This window comes from Peribacillus simplex (assembly GCF_001578185.1).
Classification (GTDB): Bacteria; Bacillota; Bacilli; order Bacillales; family DSM-1321; genus Peribacillus; species Peribacillus simplex_A.
Genome location: NZ_CP011008.1, coordinates 2,294,120 through 2,317,558, shown reverse-complemented (window position 1 = coordinate 2,317,558; position 23,439 = coordinate 2,294,120). Strand labels below are relative to the sequence as shown.

Genomic DNA, 23,439 nt, shown 5'->3' with positions numbered 1-23,439 from the left:
TCCCATAAATTAGATTGCTTTTTAGAAGATTTGCATTGACCACATCTAACAATCTAATCGAAAAGGGCGCCTCATTAATTTCCATAATGCAGGTGCCCTTTTCGGCTAAATGATCAGTCTTTAATAATGGCTTCTCTTTCTTTTGAGCGTTGTTTCCGCAGTTCTTCCAGTTCACTGCCTTCAGGATATGTTGGCAAGTTAGGCTTCACTGCCCCTAGCATTACGAGCATGCGCGCCTCAACATCCCCGTCATTCCTAATTCCCCGATAAACCCCTGGCGGACTGCTGATGCAATCTCTCGCACTTAGTTTAATTTCATGCACTTCGCTGTAGCTATCCTCTTGAATTAACGCCGTGACTTCACCCTCAAGAATGAAAAACACTTCTTCAACATCATCGTGAAGATGCAAAGGCCCGATACATCCCGGCGGTAGAACCATTGTACTTAGAGTGAAATGTTCACCTGCAATTACATTTGTATCGTTATTTGCAGTGGCACCTCGTCCTATATATCTCATCTGTGCACGTCTATAAGCTGGATCGATTTCTTCTTGGAACTTCAAGACATTCCAATCAAGCGTACGGTCTTTCAATCGGGCAACATATTTTTTTTCAAAATCTTTCACTGAAAAAATTTCTTTTGTCATTTTAAAAATCCTCCCTTATTTGTTGTTTCTAAATTACATTATGTTTCACTGGTAAAACAGTGTTTCATCTATAAATTAATTCTAAAATGAAACCTTTTCATTGTCAATTAATTTTTAGAATATTTGAAACTATTTTTATAATCCGAACAATTTATTCTTTTACGATAACTTGGAACGATTTAACCAAATATTTCTTTTTCTTAACGCAAAAAAGTGCGGACACCCTAGATTTGGGATATCCACACTTTCGAAAGAGATTATCTTTTTTTATTAGATTGGCACTAAAAGCATGTTCACACGTCATCATGTTGAAACGACATAACCCCACTATACCCCATATAAAGGGATAACTGCCGAGAAACCTCCATCAGTTTCGGCAAGGCGATTTTATCGATGAAATCTTCCTGATAAGCCGACTCTGTTGCAACGACATTCAAGGCTGCCAATACTTTTCCAGTCCGGTCAAAAATCGGAGCGGCAACAGAACGGATGCCAGGGTGGAATTCCCCGCTTGTCATCGAATAACCATTTTGCCGAATCGATTCCAACTGTTTTTGAAACTCACCCGGCGCGGTAAGTGTTTTGTCTGTATAAGGAGTGAGGTTTGAGATTTTGAACATTTGCATAAGCATTTCTTTTGGTTGATACGCCAAAAGTAATTTTCCATTGGCCAAAGCATGTGCTGGCAGCCGCAACCCTATGTTCACATTGACAGCAGATACCCCTCTGATCGGGGCACTGCCAACATAAACAACTTCCAATCCATCCAAAATGGACAGGTGGCAGGAGGCTCCGATTTCATCACGCAGTGTCTCCATATAAGGTTGGACTATTTCCTGGAATTTCAAACTATTCAAATAGCTGAAGCCCAATTCAAGAACCTTTGGTGTTAAACTATAACGTTTGGTATGCTCATCCTGAGACAGATAACCAATATTTTGTAAGGTGAATAATAAACGATATGGCACCGTTCGGCTTACTCCCAGTTGTTTTGCAATTTCTGAAAGAGACAAACTCGGCTGTAATTCATTAAAGAGCTTAATGATTTCCAACCCTCTTACCAATGAATTAGCACTATATTTCTCTTTATCTTTTTCTTCGCTTTCCATTCGAGTATTCCCCCCGTTGTATATCTCAATTCTCTAAGAGTTATAAACCATTTTATTAAGCTTTCTCACCTCAACTCTTACCTAGAAGGAACTTGCAGCATATTTACAACTTTTACTGCAAATTAAGTTGATGTATATTTTTTCATGCATACTTCAACTTTGCCCTACCTGTTGTCTCTGTAAAAAATCCGTAACATATTCATTGAACACTTCTGGATCTTCCTGATAACATAAATGGCCGGTATTCGGTACGATGGCAAATTCGGAATTAGGAATCAATTCATGAAAAATTCTCGATTCACTAACCGGTGTGACCTGATCCAGTTCACCGCATATGACCAAGGTCGGAACGGATATAGAAGAAAGGATTTCCATTTGGTTTAAATTTGATAAAGAGAAGGAAACAGACCGGTATCCAGCCGGGCGCACTTGCGACATGATGCGTTCTGCTTCCTTAACTAACTCAACAGAAGCATTTGGCGACATTAGCGCTTTGACCCTTTTCTTTGCCAGTTCACCCGGATTTAACGTATTGATGGAGTGCAATCTATTCTGAAGTTTCCGTTTATTTTCTTCCTGGCTAACACCAGCTGCCCCGCGAGTCGCATCAGATATAATCAGCGCCTCGACCATCTCGGGGAAACGGCTAGTAAAATCGAGTGCGATAGCCGAGCCCATCGAATGACCGAGCAGGTATACCGATTGCAAACCAAGACTCTCAAGGAATTCTTTCAATACATCTGCAAATTGAGAAAAGTCTTGAAATTCCTCTTTTGGATCGGAACTTTCACCGTACCCTGGCGCATCCCAGGCAATTACCCTAAATTCTTCATTCATCTGACAGAGCTGTTTTCTCCATGACTGAGAATTATTTCCCAAACCATGCAGGATAACAAGCGCTTTTCCTTCTCCCGATTCCAGATAATGAATCGAGAATTCTTTTAATTGGCTAATTGGCATCCTTTTCAACCTCACAATCCTTTGAATAAATAATTTAAGTGTTTATTTGTCAATTAAAGCATAATTACACATTTAAAACTATTTGGGAGGCCTAACTTATCGAAGACTTATCGATCAACCTAAATAAATCCAAATATGCAGGTAAGAACAATTAAAGAATTTTAATCCATAGATATTTTCCATAATAAGTATTTCATATACAAAACAATATAAATGAATTATAGATTTTCCTGATTTTAAATTCAATATCAACAAGTCGGAATTTTTAATAATTTGATATTAATTACTTCTTTTGACACAAAAGATCAAATCCACTCCTCTTTTAAGTCCTTAATAAAGGCCATTTAGCTCATTCCCTTGTATGATTCCCCTCACAACGCAAAAAGGAATGCCATTGTAGTTCGATTTTAAACATAAAAATCAAAACGGAAGAAGTTAAAAATGACAATATATTTATTTATTCTAAAAATATTAAATTATCAAAATATTAAATTGACAATCAATTCTATTTATTTTATCGTTAATAAAGTAAAACTTTGTTTTACTTACAAAACATTACCATTACTTATCTATCTCTCAGTATTTTAAAGAAAGGCGGGATGCAGCTCGTAAATGGGGAAATCGAAACTAGTGCCTATCTAAAGAAAAACCTTAGTCCACCTATTCTCAATGGTAAGTTTTTTTGCAATGCTAAAAAGCGACAAGGAGATGGTATTATGTTAAATGGGCAAAAAAGATGGTTGTATATTGCCGTTCCAATTTTTTTCTTTTGGTTTTTCGGACAAATTGATAAGGTTGGCATTTCCATCATTCAAACAGATCCAGAATTCTTGAATGCACTCGGAATGACAGGCGCTGACAAAAATGCAAAGATCGGTCTTCTTTCCTTTGTATTCACCATAGCTTATGGAGTTTCAAATCTTTTTTGGGGCTTCATCATTGATAAATTAGGGGCCCGAAAAACAGCCATCGCCGGATTATTCGTATGGACACTTACCATGATTATGTCAGGCTTAGCAAATTCATATGAAATGTTTTTAATAAGCAGGGTCATTCTTGGTTTTGGCGAAGGGATGATGATTCCAGTTTCCGGAAAAATGATTTCTAACTGGTTTAATAAACGCGAATTGGGGAGGGCCCAGGCATCATGGCTTACCGGAAACTATTTAGGTCCGGCAACTGGAGCCATTGTTTTGGTGCTCGTGATATCTTTACTCCACTGGCAAGCAGCTTTCTTTATGCTTGCGGCCTTCAACTTATTTATTAATATCCCGATGTTCATCTTTATGACAAGGAATACACCAGAAGAGCACCCCCGTATAAGTAAGGATGAATTGGCCTTCATTCGCCAATCGGAAGATGAAGGGAAAGAAATTGCCCCTTCAGAGAAAAAGAGTTTTGCTCAGGATTATCGTTTCTGGATTGTATGGTTCGGTATGCTCGTATGCTCCTTCCTTTTTTTCGGAATCAGCATTTGGCTCCCTACCTATCTAATTGAAGCAAAAGGATTCGAAAAGGAAGGGATGTCGAGCATCACTTCGCTTTCCTGGCTATTTGCTTTAGGATTTGTCTTGGCCTGCGGCTTTCTGGCGGACAAAACCAGGCGTCCAAGTTTGATGGCCTCGATTCTATTTTCATTGACTGCTGTCTTTTTAACTGTTGCGGTCTTCATCCCCAACCCTATTATGGCCGGGCTATGTATGGGACTGGCAATGGGATGTCAAGGCGGTGTTTTCCATTTAAGTAATATGCTCATGATAAAATACTCAACACCCGAAACGGCAGGACGGGCTGCTGGTCTAATTGGATTCACGAATATAATGGGCGGCTTTTCAAGCTATATCATGGGGTGGCTTCGTGACTTGTCTGGCGGGGACTTCAGTACATCGATCGCCATGCTGATTTTTACAGCCATCTTAGGTTTGGGAGCGTATATATTCTCCATTAAAAGAGAAGCGGCAGAACTGCATTTATCACCTTTGCCTGCACAAAAGATCCAAGTATGAAGCGTAAGTTCCTTGAAATCATGACCAACATTTTGATGGACTTTATCCAACCCTTGAATTATCAAGGGTTTTTTCTTGAGCAGACTATGAGTCATGTACTATTATCCCTTCAATTACACCTTGTAGCTACTAGATTGTTCTTTTACTCTTGTCCCTCGTCATCTTTCCTTGTTCCTTGATCCAACCCTATTCTTCTGCGAATTCATGGATCTAATTTTTTCAAATATCATAGCTGCCATCCACCATCCATCTTAAAAATCACTTATTCCAACTTCCATTAGTAGTGCATCATTCCTGGATCAATTGCTTGGATAGCCGATCTTCGGGTTCTTCCTGGTCTTCCACAACTGAAGCATAAAACCATTTTATTTCCAAGAAAGTCCTGCTCAATACTACCGGCTTTATCATTTAGTCATCACTTAATAGAACAGATCGCGACCAAAAGGAGCATGCAGCAAAGTCATGCCCCGTTCTTAATTAGCATGGATCACTAGTTCAAACTTCTTAAAATGGCGGATAACTATTAAAGTGGACCATCCTTTTACTGGTTATTATTATGAAGTACACTTGAAAACAATTCTGAGTGAACGAGCATATCCTATAATAAGCATTAAAGATTATATAGCTTCATTTAGGTGTTATACAGCAAGAGTTGGAAAACAGCATTTTTAAAAAAAGCTAAAACTAGATGAGGAGAGCATAATCTAAATTCACTCTGAATGTCTTGTCCTTTTTTTGTATAAAAATGTCGATAGTTAAAATATTCAAAAAATGACAATCACTCGGTAACCCATGTTATATTGTTAATGAAAAAAATACTTGTCAAGTAAGGTGAGTGCGTGAATATTGAAGTTTTAATACTCCATTATATTCAGGAAAAACGTCAAAAGCCCAATCATGCCAATGAATTATTGGATTATATTCAGAAGGAATATGTAAACGGGAAGCTGTCAATCTTTCAATATAGGAGTCTCTGTCAGGAATTATATCTTCGAGGAGCAAAACAAACATCTTCTGGATGAAAGGAACACTTCTGACACATTTTCAAATCAAGATTTGAAATTTGTTTCTGCCCTGTTGCATCGACCTATCTTTAGGGGCTAAGTCAGCTTTATTCAACCCTTTTCTTTACTAAGAAAGACTATATCCCAACCCGAATGTTTTCCATAAATAAAAGCCTCCGTAATATGTCACCCCAAGACATATTACGGAGGTAAAGACTACTTATTCTGCAATCGCAGAATTTCCTTTGTTGACTATATGAATATATCCAAAATTAAAACCAAACCGAATGCCACGAAAGAAAGTAAGGTTTCCATGACTGTCCATGTTTTGAACGTTTCTTTTACGGTCAATCCCATATATTCTTTTACTAACCAGAAACCGGCGTCATTAACATGGGAAAACATAAGTGAGCCTGCCCCAGTTGCAATTACAAGTAATTCTAGATTTACGCCCGTCATATTTGCAACAACCGGTGAAACAATTCCTGCTGCCGTGGTCAAAGCGACTGTTGCAGAACCTGTGGCAATCCGAATCAATCCGGCCACCAGGAATGCAAGGACGATTGGTGATAATGATATTTCTTCAGACATGGAAGCAATTGCGGTCCCTACGCCACTATCAATTAAAATTTGCTTGAACCCGCCACCCGCACCGATAATTAGTATTATGGAGGCTAATGGCAATAAACATTCTTCCGTTAACTTTTTAATTAGCGATTTATCCATTCCCTGTCTGTAGCCCAGGAAATAGTAAGCTGCAAAACAGGAGATTAATAGGGCGATCACCGGACTGCCGATAAACACCAAGAATTTTCCAACGGAACCCGGCAGCGGCAAATAAGGCGCCAATACAGTTAAAACCATCAACAATACAGGCAAAAGGATGATGAAGAACGAAACTCCAGTCCCTGGTAATCCACTTGACTTTGTTTCCACCCGGATCAATTCCGGTTCACCAACGGGTATAACCCGCTTATGAATCCATTTTGCGAAAAGAGGTCCGGCAATTACAGCAGTCGGGAATGCGATGATCAATGAGTACAGAAGTACGTGTCCCATGTTTGCATTATAGATCCCTATAGCTGTCATGGCTCCCGGATGCGGAGGTACCAGCCCATGTACAATCGATAAACCAGCAAGTACTGGAATACCTATTAACAAGATGTTCACTTTGGTTGATTTCCGAATGGAAATGACCAAAGGCAGCAATATTACTAAACCAACCTCGAAAAATACCGGAATGCCTATGATAAAACCAGATAAAAGCATGGCCCATGGCAGGTTCTTCACGCCGAATTTATTAATGAAAAAGTCAGCAACCTGCATACCGGCTCCAGAGTCGGACATCATCTTTCCTAAGATGGTCCCTAAAGCCAATATTCCAATAAGATGACCAAGGACCGCTCCTACACCCGTTTCATATGCTCCTACAATCTTGTCCATCGGCAGTCCAGAAAAAACCGCTAAAAATAAACTGGCCACAGTCAAACTTATGAATGCATGCCATTTCCACCATGATACCCCCAAAATAACAATTATGATTGCTATCAGCGTGATTCCTAATAAATATAGATCCATATGTTCTCCCCACCCCTAATGAAATCGCTTACAATCAAACCCATACAATAAATAGGCTTATTGTACCGGCTCGTTATATGTCACAATGTAGTTCTGTTTAGCCGTGTTGTAATACCCTTCACTGTATTCCATAACATTTCCGTCCCCATCACTGGAAATCCGAATCCTTTTTAATACTGGGCTATTGTTTTCGATTTTCAGTGTTTCGCAAATGTGATCAGGTGCGATGGCAACGGCAAACTCATCTCTGAATGTTTCAAGTTTAACGTTTTGATTTTCCAAAAATCTGTACAAAGAATTGATTTGGACCTCTTTTATCTCTTCTTGGTTTAAATTAAGGGAAACATAATGTATAAAGTAAATATAAGGTTCATTGTCCAATAAATATATTCGTTCGATTCTTGTGCAATGGTCACCAAATAAAGAATGCAACTTAGAGCCTGAAGAAAGATCAACATGACTTATGTTTAACACCTTTTTTAAAATGAAGTGCCCTTCCTCCACCAAAAGCTCTGTGAAACGCTTTCCTTTGGAAAGTTTGACAATCGAACCATTCGCTATGACCCTAGTGCCTTTGCCGCTTTTCTTTTCAACATACCCCTCTTGCACAAGTTCTTTGATTGCATTACGGACAGTGACCTTACTTACGTTAAATTCTTCTTCCAAAAGAGGCTCAGAGGGAATGTTTGTGTCGATGGCATAAACCCCATGTAAAATACGATCCTTCATTATTTCTTTTATCTGTAAATACATCGGTCCATTTTTTCTGTTCACATTCATTCTAATCTCCTGCCTTTTATCTCTTAATATCTTCCATTTCACCTTCCATTGCCGAGAGTATCTCCTTTTCGGTTGCCAAAGGAGTATCTCCAACGACAGTACATGCCAGCATTCCTGAAACAGCCGCAAACCGAACTGTCTTTTCTGGGGGAAATCCCAGCAATTCGCCATGTAGGATTCCACTGGTGTAAGCATCGCCTGAACCTATTCTATCATATACGGAAAATGATAGGATATCGGAAAAGTAAAATGTTCCTTCTTTGTATATATACCCCCTCAACGTATGGCTATTATCACTGTTGATTGAACGATGTGTCCCTGCTATCGACGGAATATTGAATCTCTTTGCCGCCTCGGGGATCAACTCGATTAGCTGTTCTTCCCTTGTGGAGCCTTCAGACTTCATTCCTAAAATATATAGGGCGTCTTTCTCATTCATCATGACGATATCAGCCAAAAAAAGCATTTCTTCATAATGAGTCTTTGCGTCAGCATAACCTCCCTCCCATAAAGAGGGGCGGTAGTTGCAATCGAAACAGACTGTACCGCCTTTTTCTTTGACTTTTCTAGCCAGCACCTTCATACTTTCCCGTACAGTTTCCGCCATTGCAAGCGTAATTCCGCAAAAATGGATGATATCCGTACTTTCCGAAATCATATCCATATCATAATCGGATAAGGAGGCTGTATTAAAACTGCTTTCCAGTCGATTGGAATATGTGACACGGCTAGCCCGCTGTCCAAAACCATTTTCCAAAAAATACATCCCCAAGTATTTTCCACCTCTAGAGATGAAGTCCCTTCCAATTCCTAAGCGTTGCAAAGATGAAATCGCGGAATCCCCAAGGGGGTTATCCGGTAACTTTGTCACAAGATACCCATCATGTCCTAGCTTTGTCATCGCAGAAGCAACGTTTACTCCCGTGCCTGAAAAGGAGTATTTCAAAGTGTTGGCCTGTGATAGCAATTCATGCCCTGGTACCTGCAAACGCATCATTACTTCCCCGAATGCCACAATCCTTTTAGGCATATTTTTCAACCAATTTTTTTGTTATGGCCAATAATTTCCGTACATCCTCCCCATTCGTTTTTCCAGTCTCTTCATCGATTATGGAAGAATATACATGTGGAATGACTTTAGGCACTTTTGCTTCTAATGCGATTTCTAGTATGGTCTCGAAATTATTTAAATCGATTCCACCTGTTGGTTCCAAAGCAAATCCCTCTTCACCACAAGCTTTTGCCACAGCACGATATTCATCTTCATGCTTCAGGCCTTTCATCGGGAAGTATTTCAAAGCATTTCCTCCCATATCGCGTACAAGCGCAATGGCAGCTTTGATAGGCACAATGGCAGTTTCACTTGCACCTGCACTTACTGGACCAGTGGAAATATTCACATAACCTACTTTCCCAGTTGGAGATACAAGTGAATTTATCCAGCTATCCTTCTCACCTAAATTGGCCCTTGTAGCACCAACAGCAGGAAAAACCTGGTTAATATGACTGCCTGGATAGTATTTTGCGATTTCTGCGACAACCGCTGCCTGTCTATTATCGCCCGCGCCCAATCCTATTGAAACGGCCTCATCAATGGCTTCCCCGTATTCTTTCATTGCTGTAACACCAGCTTCCACAGTTGGATAATCCTTTGAGAGTACACCAACCAATACATGGCCTTCCGCTGCTTCAAAGACTTCCACTGCATTTTCTACACTATTTGCAAGTACATTTAAGGCTACACGATCATTCAATAACCGTTTGTTTATGTTTGTCATCCTTGTTTTCCTCCTAATATGGTTCTTAATTGTGCTTCAATGACATGTATATCATCACCTTGCAATGGACGCGGGTCTATATCGAAAAAGCCTTGCCGTATCCCATAATCACGTGTGTAAATGGCGATTTCCCCATTTCTGAGCTGCTCGTTCACTTCCTTCGCCGTTGTTTCCGTTATTAAAGAATCAATGGAAATACGTGCTCTATATATGGCACGTCCGGCTTCATCCTGAACGATCGTTACTTTTACGCCATCAATTGAGTCAAGTGTTTTGAGAACTTGTAAACTAGCTTTCTCTTTTTCACTATTATCCTGTTTGACAAAATACTCATCCAATGCCTGAAGCAGCCCAAAGCTGGTTTCCTTACCGACCTTCATGCTCCTGCCGATGCAGTGCAATTGAACCTTTACCCATTCGATATATTTTTTTCTGCCCGCAACGATACCGGATGTGGGTCCTTCAATGGCTTTTGATCCACTATATATCGCCAAGTCAGAGAATTGTACATATTTTTCTAAATCCTCCTCCGCTGCTGCATCGACAATCAGAGGGATATTATTCATTTTGGCCACATCCCATGCTTCTTCGACTGATATCATATTTTTCTGAACAGCATGATGCGATTTCACGTATAAAATGGCGGAGGTATTTTCATTTATGGCATCCGCAATATGTCCTGCCTTCCCTTCGTTTGCATACCCAACTTCAACCAATTTTCCGCCACCCAGGTAAATCATGGTTTCAACCGGTGCACCATACTGTACGTTATGACCTTTCAGCATGATGATTTCATTCTTTTGAATGAGATCTTGATGAAGCCTTTCGCTTTTCCTTCTATTTCCTTCAGTAACGATCGCCGCTACTGAAAGCGCAATTCCACTTGATGCTGAGTTTACGACGACAGCTGCTTCAGAATGAAGCAAATTCGCTATATGCTGGCCTGACTTATCGACTAAATCAGAAATCTCAACATAATTTTGCCCCCCTTTTTTCATCGCATCCATCACTGTGTCAGTTGGGGCAGAAACCCCCAATATGCTCATTCTTCCGCTTGCATTGATGACTCTTTTCAAACCGTATTTAGCATTCAATGAATTCTCCATTTATAACCACTCCTTTAACGGCAACTCTTTTTTCTGCCATCCGTTTTTCTCCTTCGGAATCAATTAAAAGGGTCGGCTCATTCTTAATCGAGAATAAGGTTAAGTTCGCAATATCCCCAGCTGAAATCCTGCCAAGCTCGGGTTTATGCAACCAAGCTGCTGCATTGACCGTAACGGCTTCTATTACTTCCTTTAATGGATAACCCAGATACAAAAATTTTGTAAGCACATTTGCCATATTAAAAACTGGCCCATTCTCTCTGTTTTTCCGATATATATCCGTACTGATCGTATTGAAGTGTATTCCCCGCTTTTTCGCCATTTCTGCAGTTTTAAAAGAAAAGCTTGCCGTTCCATGACCTACATCCAAATGGACACCACGTTCAATCGCCTTACTGAACTCAGGCAGCGATTCTTCTCTTTCATCAAATAAATTATTCGCTTTACCATTTAAGAAATGTGTAATAATGTCCTTTTCCTCAAGTAATTCAAGGACTTCTTTAATATCAGGCGGCCCTGAACCGATATGGACCATTAATGGTAAACCAGTTTCAGCCGAGAACTTCCTAGCGACTTTTAATGGCTCGATACCATTTAGACCAACCACACTTTTACTTATTCTCGCTTTAAGTCCAACGACAAAATCCCCGTACTTGGAGATTGCATTCCTTAATTCCCCTTCGTCCAGCCATGAAATATCCGATAACTCATCAATCCTTTTCAAGCCAATCCGCGAAATATTCAGAAAGGCAAAAACATTTGTTTTGGAATTTTCACAGCTGTTAACGAGATCAGATATCCTATCTGCCCCCGTGCTTCCCGCATCAATGACCGTTGTTACACCAGTTTTATATCCAATCTCATCAACCTTATCACCATAAGGATCGAATTCCGGGAATGCATGTACATGCATATCAATCCATCCGCTGGAAACAAAAACTTTGTGATCATAATCTATTATTTCATCTCCAGATGCAGTTCCGGGCAAAGCGATTTCTTTAATCATTCCATTTTCCAGTATGATATCTGCTGCATTTCCGTCTAACATCTTTACATTTTTCAGAATTAAACTACCTGTCATTTCCCTCATCCTTTTCGGTACATCCTATCGATTGCCCGTAACTTTGTATAAGGTTGCTAAATTGTGAGAATTCATTTAATTTTCTTACAGAAATAGATTATCACATTTCCATAAACTAATCAATATAACGTTATAATGTTTAATTTCACTTTTTAAAAAAAAATCATTCATTATTTATCCATTGCAAATCTACTTATATAGAGTGATCAATTAAGTGGATGCCCAATAAGTCCTTAAAATCAAAGCGAATTGTAACAAAGTAAATGAATGCCCGCTATTTTTTCCTGAAGAAGATCTTATTTTCAATGCTGTCATTTTATAAACCCAAAAGAAACCTTCGAAAATTAATTGATTATTCTGATAATTAACCGCCTAAAAGCAGTGAAGCTATACTGAAATTCACTGCTTTAATACGTATTTTTCAAAAAGACCAAAATGAAAATTAATATAGTGCCTTTCTATCTATATATAATGGAACCTGTACATGCCAGGAAACTATATTTTATTCTCTATGCGAGATGTCACGTGTTCGGTCAGTTTTCCCACTATTTGTTTAAGCCGTTCCGTTTCCTCTTCATTTAAGACGCTATAAAAGTCACGAAAGATTTTGGCGAAACACTTATTGATGGAATGATAGGTTTCCCTTCCACTTTCGGTTGATTGGATAAAAACGACCCGCCGATCATCCTCACTGTGTACCCTCTCAATCAATTTCTTCCGTTCGAGCCGGTCAATTAGCGCAGTTCCTGCTGCAGGTTTGATCTTCAAATGATTCGAAACATACTTAACGGCCATGGATTCATTGAAGACTATTAATTGCAATGCCCGATACTGTACTGAGGTTAAATCATATTTAACCAATAACGGTTCCACCAATTCCTGTGAGAGACTGCTTAGTTCTTTGATTTCTATATGTAAATTGTACAATTCACCTGAATGCATGTTTGACAATCCTTTCTTATTGACAACTATCCATCTAAAACTATAACATAATTAACGTATCAAAAAATTAACCATACGAATTAAAATGGTTATTGATCTATAAAGAGAGAGAGAGGCTGTACATGTCCGCAGAGCAACGTAAAAAGATCATTATCCTAATGATCAATATGTTTATAGCAATAGGAAGTTTCGGTATCATCATTCCCATTTTACCAGCATACCTGGCCTCCATTAATCAAGGCGGTACCGCCGCTGGCCTAATGATTGCCATTTTCGCAGGTGCACAACTTATCTTTTCACCAATTGCCGGAAAATGGACAGACCAATTTGGGCGCAGAAAAATGATTATTTATGGGTTGGTCGGTTTGACATTATCCATGTTTATTTTTTATGCAGTCAATTCCATTTGGTTATTATATGCTTCGCGTATCATCGGCGGGATCGGTGCCGCATTGCTTATACCGGCAATATTTGCTTATGTAGCTGATATCACCACATTTGATCAGCGCGCTAAGGGCAATAGTTTAGTATCTGCCGCCATGTCCCTAGGTATTGTAGTCGGTCCGGGAATTGGAGGATTTCTAGCTGACTTTGGCTTGAAGTTTCCCTTTTTGATTTCTGCGCTTGTATCCCTGTCGGCAGTGGTATTTTCCATTTTTGTTTTAAAAGAAAGCGAAACGGCACAAGTTACTCAACCCATGGATGCAAAATCTGAAACGATGGTTCAGAAGATTGCCCTATCCGTGAAAATGCCCTATTTCATCCCACTCATCATTACACTTGTAATGAGCTTTGGTTTAATGGCATATGAGTCTGTAATTGGGCTTTATCTTGATAATCAATTCAATTCAAGTCCTAAGGACATCGCCGTAATGGTTACAGCCACAGGTATCGTCAGTGTAATTGTACAATTGTTTGTCGTCGACCGGATTGTACGCCGTTTTGGGGAAGTGAATGTGCTGAATATCTTTATCAGTGTTGCAGCCATCGGTTTCCTCCTATCACTTTTTGCTTCAAGCTACCTAATTTTCTTTTTAATCTCACTTATAATCTTCCTTTCCACCTCCATCTTACGTCCAGTTCTTAACACACTGATTTCCAAGATGGCAGGAAATGAGCAGGGCTTTGCGATGGGTATGAATAATGCGTATATGAGCATCGGAAATGTGCTCGGACCCACACTTGCCGGAATGATGTATGATGTGCACATTACCTATCCGTTCATGTTGGGCCTTTTCCTCTTATTCATCACTTTGATGATCACTATGGCTTGGCAAAAGCGATCTCTTCATGCAAAGGCATTATCCTAGACCTGAAGAAGGTACTATCAATTTTATTCATTTAACAAAAACCCCGAGTAGCTGCCGCTATTCGGGGTTTTCGTTATGATTTTTATATCCTTTCTGCTTGTAATCGAAATCCTCCAAAATAGAATATTCACGAGTATTTGCTTCGAATTCACGAGTATCAGGGGGACACTTGGCTCGCTGGTTAGCATCCCGAATTATTAAAGTTCTAAAGGACGAGTTCGGTAATACTTTACTTGTACCTATACAGAGAGTAATAGGTTTGGCAGGGGTTTCAGATCTGAGGAAGATGTGGGAAATCCATTGTATAACACGAATGTATGAAAAAGCCTCGTACGTAATCGACCCATCATTGCGTAAAATTTCAGTTTTACGAATAATTAGACACAGGAATGTACGTTCGGTATAATAGTCATATGATCATTAGGGAGCGTGTCTGCAAAATGCTCTTCAATATTTAAATCTGTCTCTTTTGGTTATGCATTTAAGTAGTTTTTGAGGTTTTTAGAGAGGTTCACTTACCATATCCAAAAACGGTCGTTTATGGTCATTTATCTATAACTAATGAATTAAATGACTTTTTTATTTTTGTTCAACAATCGGGCCAGATTGTGGAAGAATCATGAACAGTAAACATACTGGTTAAAGATTGTTTGTGAAAAGTTACACTTAAGCTATCGAGGTTGGATAAAGATTTTCTCATGATTCAAAAAAATTTATTTTCCCTTGACTCTTACGTGACGTAACGGTTTATAGTGAACATACCGGTAAAAGTTCTCGCGACATAAGGGGGTGGTTATTTTAGTTTCAGGTAAGAAGAAATGGAAGACAGGGGAACTTGCAAAGTTCACAGGCTTAACGATTCGGACATTGCGGTATTATGACCAAATTGAATTGTTCTCACCATCAGACTATTCAGAATCAGGATATCGCCTGTATAACGCCACAGATCTTTCGCGGTTACAGCAAATTCTTATTCTAAAAGATTTAGGATTAACGCTCGAGGAAATTAAATCGATCCTGGCCGACGATACGTATAACCCTATTGAAGTGGTGACTCTTCAAATAGAACGTTTAAGAGAAAATATAAGAGTTCAACAGAAGCTGTTAAAAGATTTACAAAATGTATCTGAGATTTTGCAAACGAAAGAGACATTGACGGTTCTAGATTTTACAAATTCAATTGGAATGATGAAAAAAAGTCATGAAAATTATTTTTACGGGCGCCAAAAGAATATGGAGCGCCAATTTGATCGACTTGGCGAATTCCTTTCTAATCATCCGTCTCACCAAAAAAGGAGGAAGTGAGAATGAAAAAACACTTTGCAACACACGATACCTTTGTTATTGAAAAGGTGTATAATTTCACACCTGAAGTGGTATTCGCTGCATGGGCGGACCCAGAGCTTAAAGCAAAATGGTTCACTGTGGCGGAAGAGTTTGATTTTCGAGTGGGTGGACAAGAGATAAATCATGGCGGCCCTCCAGGAGGTCCTGTTTACACATTTAAGGCTCACTATCAGGAGATCATTCCTGACCACCGTATTGTCTATTCTTACACCATGGATCTCGATGAAACGCGGATTTCCGTTTCTGTAGCAACGGTCGAGTTTAAACAAATTGATGAAGGAACACACCTGATTTTTACCGAGCAAGGCGCATTCCTAGACGGACATGATACAGCTTCAGTTCGTGAGCACGGGACAAGTATTTTGCTGGATCAGCTTGGTGAACAGTTGAAAAATAATCAAGAGTTAAGAGTATCCTCTGGGATATCGAAGATTATTAACTCTCCTGAGCCAATCTCTGATCGTGAGATTGTCAACACACGTATCTTCAATGTGCCACGTGAAATCATGTTCAAAGCATTCAGTGACCCGAAACATTTGGAAAAATGGTGGGGACCCGAGGGCTTTACTAATACGTTTCATGAATTCGATATGCGACCAAACGGAATTTGGCGTTTCATTATGCATGGACCCAATGGTGTAGATTATGAGAATAAATCCATCTTTTCCGAAATAATTGAACCTGAAAAGATTGTTATCCACCATCTGGGGCCAATACATGAATTTTTATTAACCATTACATTTGCTGAGAAAGAAGGCAAAACCGAACTTATATGGCAAATGCTACACAAATCAGTTAATGAATCTGAAAAAGTGAGGAGTTTCTGTTACGAAGCTAATGAACAGAACTTTGATCGACTTGAGGCGGAACTGACTAAAATGGTTAGCGGATTGCAACACTAATCTAATTTTATTAAAATAGGCGTTAACATAGAAATTTTACTTATTCAGCTAAAGGGCGCTTTAATGAAGTAACTAATGCCTAATTTCTCGGTGTTAAAAGCGAGAAATTAGGCTTTTTTATATTTGGATTTCCTCATCGTTGTAAGTCCGTATTTTCCTGATGTTACTCTCTTAACGTAGGGAAAATCGGCTTTTTCATCCCAAAATTCTCTTAGCGTATGTTTTCCGCGTTTTGTTGGTAGGACCTCATGCCCATCAACTTAAGAATTTTATAACACCCCAAAACAAAAAGTCATGAACTAACGAGCCCCATGACTTTTTATATGCTATATCACAAATAATCTGGGAACACTTTACAGCCCTTTTCTTGCTCCATATCATGTCCAAAGAAAATAATCGGATTTTCTTTCCTAACAACATCTTTTAAACGTTTTATTGAAGATAAAGCTAAATCCGAATCAAATCCAGCAAACGGTACTTCATCTTCAAAGTTTTCTTTCGTATATGATGCATCAATAGTTAGCAACACTGGACCTCCTGATTTTTCCGTCTCAATTAATAATGACTGATGCCCTGGCGTATGTCCCGGTGTATATATTAATTGCACACCTGGCACTACTTCATAATCCCCTTCAATGATTTTATAGTTTAAATTCGGCAATATACATTCTTTCAAATATTCCTCTCTGTGGAGTGCTACCTCATATTCAGCACGCTGTACAATAATTGGTGTATTTGTAAAAACGCCATTTCCTCCTGCATGATCAAAATGCAAGTGAGAACTAATGATATAAAGAAGATCTTCTGGCTCATATCCGGCACGCTTTAAAATATTTACGATTCTATCGTTCTCATTCATTTTAGGTAAAACTTGTCCTTCAACAAATGTACCTTTAAAAAGATTCTCATTATTAAGAGCACTTTCTGGCATACCTGTATCTACTAAAATAAGTCCCTCTTCTGTCTCCAAAAGATAACACCAAACAGGTAAGTTTAGTAGTTTACCCGGTGTAAGTGTACTATTAACTGAAGAATGATCCAACATACAACGACCTGCTGGGAGGAAATAAAGCTTCTTTACTGTCATTATGTATCCACCTTTACAAATAATTTAGGATAAAACAATACAATATAATATTTCGCTTATTAGAAATAAACTCCTTCTCACCTTTCATTATTTCAGCCATTATTTTTTCAATTGTTCACAACTTTTCATTACAAATTCAGTGATACTGGAAAGCCTATGCAGGAATTCAGCCCGCCTTTAGGCATAGGATAAAAGTGTCAACTTTCCGTAGAAAAGTAAACGTCAAGTAACTCCAAAATATACAATAAAGGTTGATTTTAGAGTTACTTTTCCACATTGGAATATCTTGTCTTATTCCCCTTTTTCGGTGGATGGGCAAAAACACCGTAATTCTAGAAATTCATCAGTTTCCATAAAACCAAACTTCTTATACACTGTTCTACCCATTTTTGAAGCCCCAAGCCATATTTGTGAGATACCTGAAATCTTAACTTCATCAACTAATTTAGTTAACAGCTTTGTTGCGATTCCTTGCCCACGATAATTTTCATTAGTATACATATTTGTGATATAAGCCTTTGGATTTGAGTCAATATTTTGGACACAAAAAAGTTAAATCTTAAGCTGTATTTCTAATTTGGTCTTCAATGGCTTGTGGAGTTTTATATCCTAAGCTGCTGTGAATTCTTTTTCGGTTATACCAACCTTCGATAAATTGGAATATCGCTAATTTAGCTGTTTGGTAATCTAGATACTGGACGTGGTTGACTTCTTCCTTTTTTAATATCGCATGAAAGGATTCAATACAGGCATTATCGTACGGGCAACCTTTCTGACTAAAGGATTGCTTAATATGATGATTCTGGGTATGTTGAGTAAACTCACTGCTTGTATATTGTGAGCCAAGATCCGTATGAAGAACTAAGCCCTCCGAGGGCTTTTGTGAAGAGTGAGCGTTATCGAAAGCTTTTATGACCAGTTCTGTCGTCATAGAACGTGAAAAGGAATACCCTACTATTTTCTTTGAATGAAGATCCAATACAGAAGCTAAATAGCACCATCCGTCTTTTAACGTGTGGATATACGTAATATCAGCTACCCATTTCTCATTAATGGTCTGGGTGGTAAAGTCTCGTTTAAGCAAATTATCTAACTGAATAACTTTTTCTTTAGATGGATAAGGACGGTATTTTTTCTTCGTGATAGAACGAATACTCGCCTTGCTCATTAAGCGTTGAACACGCTTTAGACTGAGGGAAAATCCTTTGGTTAATAGGATCTGATGTATTTTAGGAGCACCATACCGTCCCTTGCTTTCTAGGTAAATGATATGAATTTGCTTCATTAGTTCTTTGTTTTCCTGTTCGCGATTGGATACGACAAGTTGAAGAGACTGATAATGGCTGCTTCTTGGGATTTCTAATACTTCACACATTCTCTGTACAGGGTATAGATTCCTATTTTCCTCGATAAATTCGGTAAGATCTGTCTCGGTTATTTTTTCGCGAATATGGCCATAGCCTTTTTTAAGATTTCAACTTCCTGCTTTAACCGAAGGTTTTCCTTCTGTATGGCGGCTAATTCCTTCGGAGTCATAGACTCATTCCCTAAACCGATAGGGGTAAATTCTTTAACCCATTTATAAATAGTTACGTCTGATACACCATATTCGCCACTTAATTCTCTTACTGAATTACCCGAGTGATAAAGATCTACAATAGTCTTCTTGAATTCATTATTATATTTTTTACCTGCATTCTTACGTTCCAATACGAACACATCCTCTCAAAAATCATTGTAAGGACTTAACTAAAATGTGTCCATGAAACTATACTAACTCCACTTTTTTCCAGTCTTATTGGTGTAACAAGGTGGAAATTCATAAAAAATTACTTCACCACAAGCTATAGTTTCTTCATTATCTTCCACTAGCCATTAAATTAAAGTACCTTCACTTAGTTTATTTTTAAAGAAAGCATATAGTTCTCTACCAATATCTATATTAGGTTCTATCCCCTCATCAACTAATTGCTTTTTTCTTAACTCGACCAATTTATCAATATCATCGATATTTGCTTTGCGATATTTCAACTTTTCACAACTCCTTTATAAAATTACAACTGACCAGCCCAATAGCATAATTAATTCTCATCATTTTACCATTGATTCTTATTAGGCTAAACTGCCATTAAGTTATTTGGGGTATTTGCTCTTCTTTGCTTGATGGGGTCACCATATCATTTTAAGAAAATTGTACGCTAAGAAGTTTATAAAGGTGATATGCACTTAGTAAACGTTTGTAAATATTTTTTGATAGATTTATAAACGTTACAAACCTTGGTTTAAGGTTTGTCCTTAAAGGTATATCTTTACAAACTACAGTCACTTTTCTCATTAGTGAAAGTAATATTCCAGTTGATATTTTAAAAAACATCGAATTTCCAGTGCCAAATAGTCCCTATTTAGCTGGAAAATAGTCTTAGCGTACACCAAACATCTTAATTCGTGTCAAAATTGTGTCTAAACGTACAATTTTCTTTTTTTGATATGGTGACCCCTACCACGAATAGAACGGTACCTTTTATATATTTTCTTTCGTAATAGTAACCCCATATTCCCTATAAAAATCTAATATTGTAGATGCATTCACACCCAAATCTAATAGATTTTCCGGAAAGTAAATTCCAGAATACGGAACTACAATATCAGATGTTTGTAAAATGTTCTCTGCTTGGACAGCTGCTCCTAAAGCAGTAAGATGTGTCTGTCCTAACAGATCTGTTATGTTCACACATCTTCTGTACGGGATATTGTTTCTTGTGTTCCTCAATAAATTCGGTAAGATCTGTCTCGGTTACTTTTTCGCGAATATGGCCATAGCCTTTTTTAAGATTTCAATTCATTATTATATTTTTTGATCGGCCCAACCGTGATTTGGGACCAAAGGAAGTCATTCAGCTACTTGATTCCTTCAGGAAAATTAACCACCCCATCGTTTTTTCGATTATACATGTCCTAACGATGACAGGTATGCGCAATGAAGAGCTTTAATATGATTCCATTACCAGCACGTATTTTTTAGAAGTACTAGGGAAGGGAAATAAACGAAGGCAAATACCAGTGAAAGAAAAAGGCATGAATAGTATTCGACTGTTCCGTTCAGCTAGGGGATTTACGATATAGATGCAGCAAAAGGAGACGACCCTCTCTTTACGACCAATACCGGCCGTGCCTACTCTCCCTCTTATTTGTCTCAATTCTTAACAAAAGTCATAAAAGAGTGGATTGCCCTTTTTGAAGTTTCGTTCTTCTTCCGTTGGTCCACATACATTTAGGCATGCCTTTGCCATCATTTCTCATTTAAATGGAGTGGATGTTTATCAGATTATGAAGAGCCTTGGCCATGAGCAGCTCTCCGCTACAGAAATTTATTTGGAGAAGGTTTTTGCAAAAGAACGCCATGCGATTCATTTGTGAAAATCAGATGTGTTTGGGGAGTATATATAATAGAAGAAACTCGTCAAATTCAAAGGAATTTTTGCTGAATTTTGGACTCCAATTGAATGGAGTGCTCTTAAAAGATCCATTTCGAAAATGGTTCAAATCTATAAGATATAAAAAATTGTCCAGATTTAATAAAAGATATTTTCACACCTACATCTAATTCATGTATGTTTACTTAACTTCTTCTTTTTATAAGGAAAAAGATCAAAAGAGGGAGAACAAGTCATCAGGATGACCTTGTTCTCCCTTTTTTTTAGAATAATCCTTTTGTATTCCAAAGCCTACCATGAATTTGCTGGATATCTCCAGCTTTATATTTTTACAATGTAATTAAACCGACCTTCGGTAAAGACCAAAATAGCTTAAATGCTCAATTAATTTCGAACTCTTTAATAAAGACTTTATGTTCTCTTGGATGATTTTTGCTATAGCTTTAAAATCATACTAATGGTTTACAACATCTACAACAAAATCCTGTTCTTCTTCTATTCCCATTATCCATGGAAAATGACTGATCTTCAGAAACTTAATAAGAGTGGCAGCCCCGGATCTCAACTAACGTATCTGTTAGCTGAAGAAGAAATATTCTTAAAGATTACTCTCGAACTTCAGTTACAGTAACACCATCTAACTTTACATCAAAAATTAGTGTGACAGAACCCTCTAGTGGATTATGTGGACCTGTATAAAGTATCATAATTAATTATTATCGTAAAATCATAGTGAGAAAATCCACCAGATTTCCGATTAACTTCTAAAATTTCTGCATTCCATATCCCATAACTGCGAGTAGTATAATTCTATTTCACAACGAGTATTGAAATAGAAATATACTACTCGTGTTCTTACTTTTCATATATAAATGATGATACTACTCCAAAAATTTTATGCAATTTCGCTTTGAACAGAATCCCATCTTTTTGATTTTCGGTATTTGAATCGTTTTTAATCCTAGCAGAACGGTACTCACTTCTTTATAAAACGATGTTCCTGCTCTACTATGCTCACTTTTTTATTATTATATCCTAAAATTTGAACTCCAATTATTAGAATTAACATTACTAACATTATACTAGATAATAACCAAAAAGAGATTTGGCTCGGGTACATGTCCATACTTCGTCCAATCATAATTGGAATTAATGAGCCACCAAGTCCATTCATAGCTAATAATATACTAGTTGTTTTTTCTGTTTGACCAGGAAAATACTGATTTGTAATAATTAAAGCAATTGCAAACATTCCTGCCATGAATAATCCCAATAAGAAACATAGAAAGAAAGCAAACCAAATATTTTCGTTAAGAGCTAATAGTGTAAGTACGACTATACCTCCAATAGTAATCAAAAGTAAAAAAAATTTATAGGTGATCTTCTCAGAAATTACACCAGTTAAAGCACGGCCTATTACCATTGCCAACCAGTAAATAGTTACAGTTATTGTTGCAAGAGCATTAGGAATATCCCACTCTTCCATAAAAATTGAAGGGAAAAAATGAACAATAGACACTTCGCTTCCGCCATAACAGAAAAAAAACATTGCAGAAAAGATAATGATTAAAAATGATTTTTTAGTATAATGAGCACTCTCTTTTTTTGCGGATGTATTATGGTTAATATTTTTAAAAAGAATTTCTTCAAATTCACCAAAAGATAGTAATTTCCAACCAAGTGTAATCATAAAGGTACTCAATCCTAAGACTAAAAAAGCATACTCCCAAATCCCTTTACTTATGAGTAAGCTAGATAAAAAGGGGATTAATAATGCCCCTAATCCGAAAGCGACTTCAAGTTTACTCATTGCCCTGGCTTGTTGGCCTTGAAAAGTTACCAAAATAATGGAAGCTATGCAAGCTTCGGCTAATCCTGCTCCAAATCCCGCTAACCAAACCAACGGAAAAAGAAACGGCCAACTTGGTAAAAAAAATGCAAAAACTTCAAAACTAATCATTATTAAACCAAGAATTACTACATTTCTCCTTCCCAATTTATTTACTAATAAAGGCATGCTAATTACACCGAATAAAAAACCCATAAATTGACTGAAAATAAGTAATCCACCATTACTATAATTTTGTTTATAATAAGCTAGAATCTCAGGAAGCATTGCGCCCATAATCACTAAAGTAAATGCAATTAACATGTACGAGAAAAAACTTATCCATAACAACCGTTTCATCAATTATTTCTCCTCACTATTAATTATTATTTTTGAAAGGGATATCAACATTGAAAATACTATTAAGAATGGGTAACATACGGACTATATATACACTAGCCGTTCTAGAGTATTTAAAAAAATAAAAACAAAAAGATATTTGTACAATTACCTTAAATTATATATTGGTTCATACAAACT

The 23,439-nt window shown here is 37.7% G+C and carries 19 protein-coding genes and 3 pseudogenes; 6 read left to right on the top strand and 16 right to left on the bottom strand.

What is annotated here, in order from left to right; translation table 11 throughout:
• Nucleotides 1-113: 113 nt before the first annotated feature.
• The 3 genes from UP17_RS10890 to UP17_RS10880 all read right to left on the bottom strand — a co-directional run bounded on the left by UP17_RS10890 (nucleotide 114) and on the right by UP17_RS10880 (nucleotide 2,716).
• The gene (locus UP17_RS10890) at nucleotides 114-647 is read right to left on the bottom strand and encodes a cupin domain-containing protein (protein WP_061463029.1); all 534 of its coding nucleotides are present in this window, start codon (nucleotides 645-647) and stop codon (nucleotides 114-116) included.
• Nucleotides 648-940: 293 nt separating this feature from the next.
• Nucleotides 941-1,756 (bottom strand): IclR family transcriptional regulator, encoded by an 816-nt coding sequence (locus UP17_RS10885; protein ID WP_061463028.1) that lies wholly within the window; start codon nucleotides 1,754-1,756, stop codon nucleotides 941-943.
• Nucleotides 1,757-1,909: 153 nt separating this feature from the next.
• Nucleotides 1,910-2,716: an alpha/beta fold hydrolase gene (locus UP17_RS10880; RefSeq protein WP_061463027.1), complete on the bottom strand. Its 807-nt coding sequence runs from the start codon at nucleotides 2,714-2,716 to the stop codon at nucleotides 1,910-1,912.
• 716 nt (nucleotides 2,717-3,432) lie between these two features.
• On the opposite strand from UP17_RS10880, the gene UP17_RS10875 reads away from it, so the two are divergent.
• The gene (locus UP17_RS10875) at nucleotides 3,433-4,722 is read left to right on the top strand and encodes an MFS transporter (protein ID WP_061463026.1); all 1,290 of its coding nucleotides are present in this window, start codon (nucleotides 3,433-3,435) and stop codon (nucleotides 4,720-4,722) included.
• 839 nt (nucleotides 4,723-5,561) lie between these two features.
• Nucleotides 5,562-5,744 (top strand): YppF family protein, encoded by a 183-nt coding sequence (gene yppF, locus UP17_RS10870; protein ID WP_061463025.1) that lies wholly within the window; start codon nucleotides 5,562-5,564, stop codon nucleotides 5,742-5,744.
• A 234-nt stretch (nucleotides 5,745-5,978) separates the two neighbouring features.
• On the opposite strand, the gene UP17_RS10865 is transcribed toward yppF, so the two are convergent.
• From UP17_RS10865 to UP17_RS10835, 7 genes are all read right to left on the bottom strand, one after another.
• Nucleotides 5,979-7,304 (bottom strand): GntT/GntP/DsdX family permease, encoded by a 1,326-nt coding sequence (locus tag UP17_RS10865; RefSeq protein ID WP_061463024.1) that lies wholly within the window; start codon nucleotides 7,302-7,304, stop codon nucleotides 5,979-5,981.
• Between the two features lie 57 nt (nucleotides 7,305-7,361).
• The gene (locus UP17_RS10860) at nucleotides 7,362-8,084 is read right to left on the bottom strand and encodes a GntR family transcriptional regulator (protein ID WP_061463023.1); all 723 of its coding nucleotides are present in this window, start codon (nucleotides 8,082-8,084) and stop codon (nucleotides 7,362-7,364) included.
• 16 nt (nucleotides 8,085-8,100) lie between these two features.
• Nucleotides 8,101-9,114: a sugar kinase gene (locus UP17_RS10855; protein WP_061466062.1), complete on the bottom strand. Its 1,014-nt coding sequence runs from the start codon at nucleotides 9,112-9,114 to the stop codon at nucleotides 8,101-8,103.
• Entirely contained in the window at nucleotides 9,107-9,862 is a 756-nt protein-coding gene (gene dagF, locus UP17_RS10850; protein ID WP_061463022.1) for a 2-dehydro-3-deoxy-phosphogluconate aldolase, read from the bottom strand. The genes UP17_RS10855 and dagF overlap by 8 nt, the downstream gene beginning before the upstream one ends.
• The gene (locus UP17_RS10845) at nucleotides 9,859-10,968 is read right to left on the bottom strand and encodes a DgaE family pyridoxal phosphate-dependent ammonia lyase (protein WP_061463021.1); all 1,110 of its coding nucleotides are present in this window, start codon (nucleotides 10,966-10,968) and stop codon (nucleotides 9,859-9,861) included. Before UP17_RS10845 ends, dagF begins: the two co-directional genes overlap by 4 nt.
• Nucleotides 10,946-12,049 carry an amidohydrolase/deacetylase family metallohydrolase gene (locus UP17_RS10840; RefSeq protein ID WP_061466061.1) on the bottom strand — a complete coding sequence of 368 codons (1,104 nt, stop codon included), beginning with the start codon at nucleotides 12,047-12,049 and terminating at the stop codon, nucleotides 10,946-10,948. Before UP17_RS10840 ends, UP17_RS10845 begins: the two co-directional genes overlap by 23 nt.
• Before the next feature lie 495 nt (nucleotides 12,050-12,544).
• The gene (locus tag UP17_RS10835) at nucleotides 12,545-12,991 is read right to left on the bottom strand and encodes a MarR family winged helix-turn-helix transcriptional regulator (protein ID WP_061463020.1); all 447 of its coding nucleotides are present in this window, start codon (nucleotides 12,989-12,991) and stop codon (nucleotides 12,545-12,547) included.
• A 122-nt stretch (nucleotides 12,992-13,113) separates the two neighbouring features.
• Here UP17_RS10835 and UP17_RS10830 point away from each other — a divergent pair, with 122 nt between their 5' ends.
• From UP17_RS10830 to UP17_RS29520, 3 genes are all read left to right on the top strand, one after another.
• Nucleotides 13,114-14,301 (top strand): MFS transporter, encoded by a 1,188-nt coding sequence (locus UP17_RS10830; protein WP_061463019.1) that lies wholly within the window; start codon nucleotides 13,114-13,116, stop codon nucleotides 14,299-14,301.
• 789 nt (nucleotides 14,302-15,090) lie between these two features.
• Nucleotides 15,091-15,606, top strand: a complete 516-nt coding sequence (locus UP17_RS10825) for a MerR family transcriptional regulator (protein ID WP_250211793.1) — start codon at nucleotides 15,091-15,093, stop codon at nucleotides 15,604-15,606.
• Nucleotides 15,607-15,608: 2 nt separating this feature from the next.
• The gene (locus tag UP17_RS29520) at nucleotides 15,609-16,550 is read left to right on the top strand and encodes an SRPBCC family protein (protein WP_081108793.1); all 942 of its coding nucleotides are present in this window, start codon (nucleotides 15,609-15,611) and stop codon (nucleotides 16,548-16,550) included.
• A gap of 331 nt (nucleotides 16,551-16,881) precedes the next feature.
• Here UP17_RS29520 and aiiA read toward each other — a convergent pair whose 3' ends face one another.
• From aiiA to UP17_RS10790, 5 genes and pseudogenes are all read right to left on the bottom strand, one after another.
• Nucleotides 16,882-17,637, bottom strand: a complete 756-nt coding sequence (gene aiiA / locus UP17_RS10815) for a quorum-quenching N-acyl homoserine lactonase AiiA (protein WP_061463018.1) — start codon at nucleotides 17,635-17,637, stop codon at nucleotides 16,882-16,884.
• 291 nt (nucleotides 17,638-17,928) lie between these two features.
• Nucleotides 17,929-18,156 (bottom strand): annotated as a pseudogene (locus UP17_RS10810) (GNAT family N-acetyltransferase); the annotation flags it as partial.
• Between the two features lie 40 nt (nucleotides 18,157-18,196).
• Nucleotides 18,197-19,347, bottom strand: a protein-coding gene (locus UP17_RS10805) for an IS3 family transposase (RefSeq protein ID WP_434218687.1) whose coding sequence is annotated in 2 segments (ribosomal slippage) — nucleotides 18,197-19,098 and nucleotides 19,098-19,347 — 1,152 coding nt in all. Because the reading frame shifts where the segments join, the coding sequence is not laid out codon by codon here.
• A 72-nt stretch (nucleotides 19,348-19,419) separates the two neighbouring features.
• A pseudogene (locus UP17_RS29515) lies at nucleotides 19,420-19,668 on the bottom strand (GNAT family N-acetyltransferase); the annotation flags it as partial.
• A 490-nt stretch (nucleotides 19,669-20,158) separates the two neighbouring features.
• Nucleotides 20,159-20,380, bottom strand: a pseudogene (locus tag UP17_RS10790) (saccharopine dehydrogenase); the annotation flags it as partial.
• A 491-nt stretch (nucleotides 20,381-20,871) separates the two neighbouring features.
• Between UP17_RS10790 and UP17_RS28725 the strand changes: the two are divergent.
• The gene (locus UP17_RS28725) at nucleotides 20,872-21,054 is read left to right on the top strand and encodes a tyrosine-type recombinase/integrase (RefSeq protein ID WP_061463014.1); all 183 of its coding nucleotides are present in this window, start codon (nucleotides 20,872-20,874) and stop codon (nucleotides 21,052-21,054) included.
• A 993-nt stretch (nucleotides 21,055-22,047) separates the two neighbouring features.
• Here the strand turns inward: UP17_RS28725 and UP17_RS10780 are convergent.
• Nucleotides 22,048-23,262, bottom strand: a complete 1,215-nt coding sequence (locus tag UP17_RS10780; protein WP_061463013.1) for an MFS transporter — start codon at nucleotides 23,260-23,262, stop codon at nucleotides 22,048-22,050.
• Nucleotides 23,263-23,439 lie beyond the last annotated feature (177 nt).

What these genes read in the sequence shown, in the direction of transcription:
- UP17_RS10890 (WP_061463029.1), bottom strand. Translation starts at nt 647, where the DNA reads ATGACAAAAGAAATTTTTTCAGTGAAAGATTTTGAAAAAAAATATGTT.
- UP17_RS10885 (WP_061463028.1), bottom strand. Translation starts at nt 1,756, where the DNA reads ATGGAAAGCGAAGAAAAAGATAAAGAGAAATATAGTGCTAATTCATTG.
- UP17_RS10880 (WP_061463027.1), bottom strand. Translation starts at nt 2,716, where the DNA reads ATGCCAATTAGCCAATTAAAAGAATTCTCGATTCATTATCTGGAATCG.
- UP17_RS10875 (WP_061463026.1), top strand. Translation starts at nt 3,433, where the DNA reads ATGTTAAATGGGCAAAAAAGATGGTTGTATATTGCCGTTCCAATTTTT.
- UP17_RS10865 (WP_061463024.1), bottom strand. Translation starts at nt 7,304, where the DNA reads ATGGATCTATATTTATTAGGAATCACGCTGATAGCAATCATAATTGTT.
- UP17_RS10860 (WP_061463023.1), bottom strand. Translation starts at nt 8,084, where the DNA reads ATGAATGTGAACAGAAAAAATGGACCGATGTATTTACAGATAAAAGAA.
- UP17_RS10855 (WP_061466062.1), bottom strand. Translation starts at nt 9,114, where the DNA reads ATGCCTAAAAGGATTGTGGCATTCGGGGAAGTAATGATGCGTTTGCAG.
- dagF (WP_061463022.1), bottom strand. Translation starts at nt 9,862, where the DNA reads ATGACAAACATAAACAAACGGTTATTGAATGATCGTGTAGCCTTAAAT.
- UP17_RS10845 (WP_061463021.1), bottom strand. Translation starts at nt 10,968, where the DNA reads ATGGAGAATTCATTGAATGCTAAATACGGTTTGAAAAGAGTCATCAAT.
- UP17_RS10840 (WP_061466061.1), bottom strand. Translation starts at nt 12,049, where the DNA reads ATGACAGGTAGTTTAATTCTGAAAAATGTAAAGATGTTAGACGGAAAT.
- UP17_RS10835 (WP_061463020.1), bottom strand. Translation starts at nt 12,991, where the DNA reads ATGCATTCAGGTGAATTGTACAATTTACATATAGAAATCAAAGAACTA.
- UP17_RS10830 (WP_061463019.1), top strand. Translation starts at nt 13,114, where the DNA reads ATGTCCGCAGAGCAACGTAAAAAGATCATTATCCTAATGATCAATATG.
- UP17_RS29520 (WP_081108793.1), top strand. Translation starts at nt 15,609, where the DNA reads ATGAAAAAACACTTTGCAACACACGATACCTTTGTTATTGAAAAGGTG.
- aiiA (WP_061463018.1), bottom strand. Translation starts at nt 17,637, where the DNA reads ATGACAGTAAAGAAGCTTTATTTCCTCCCAGCAGGTCGTTGTATGTTG.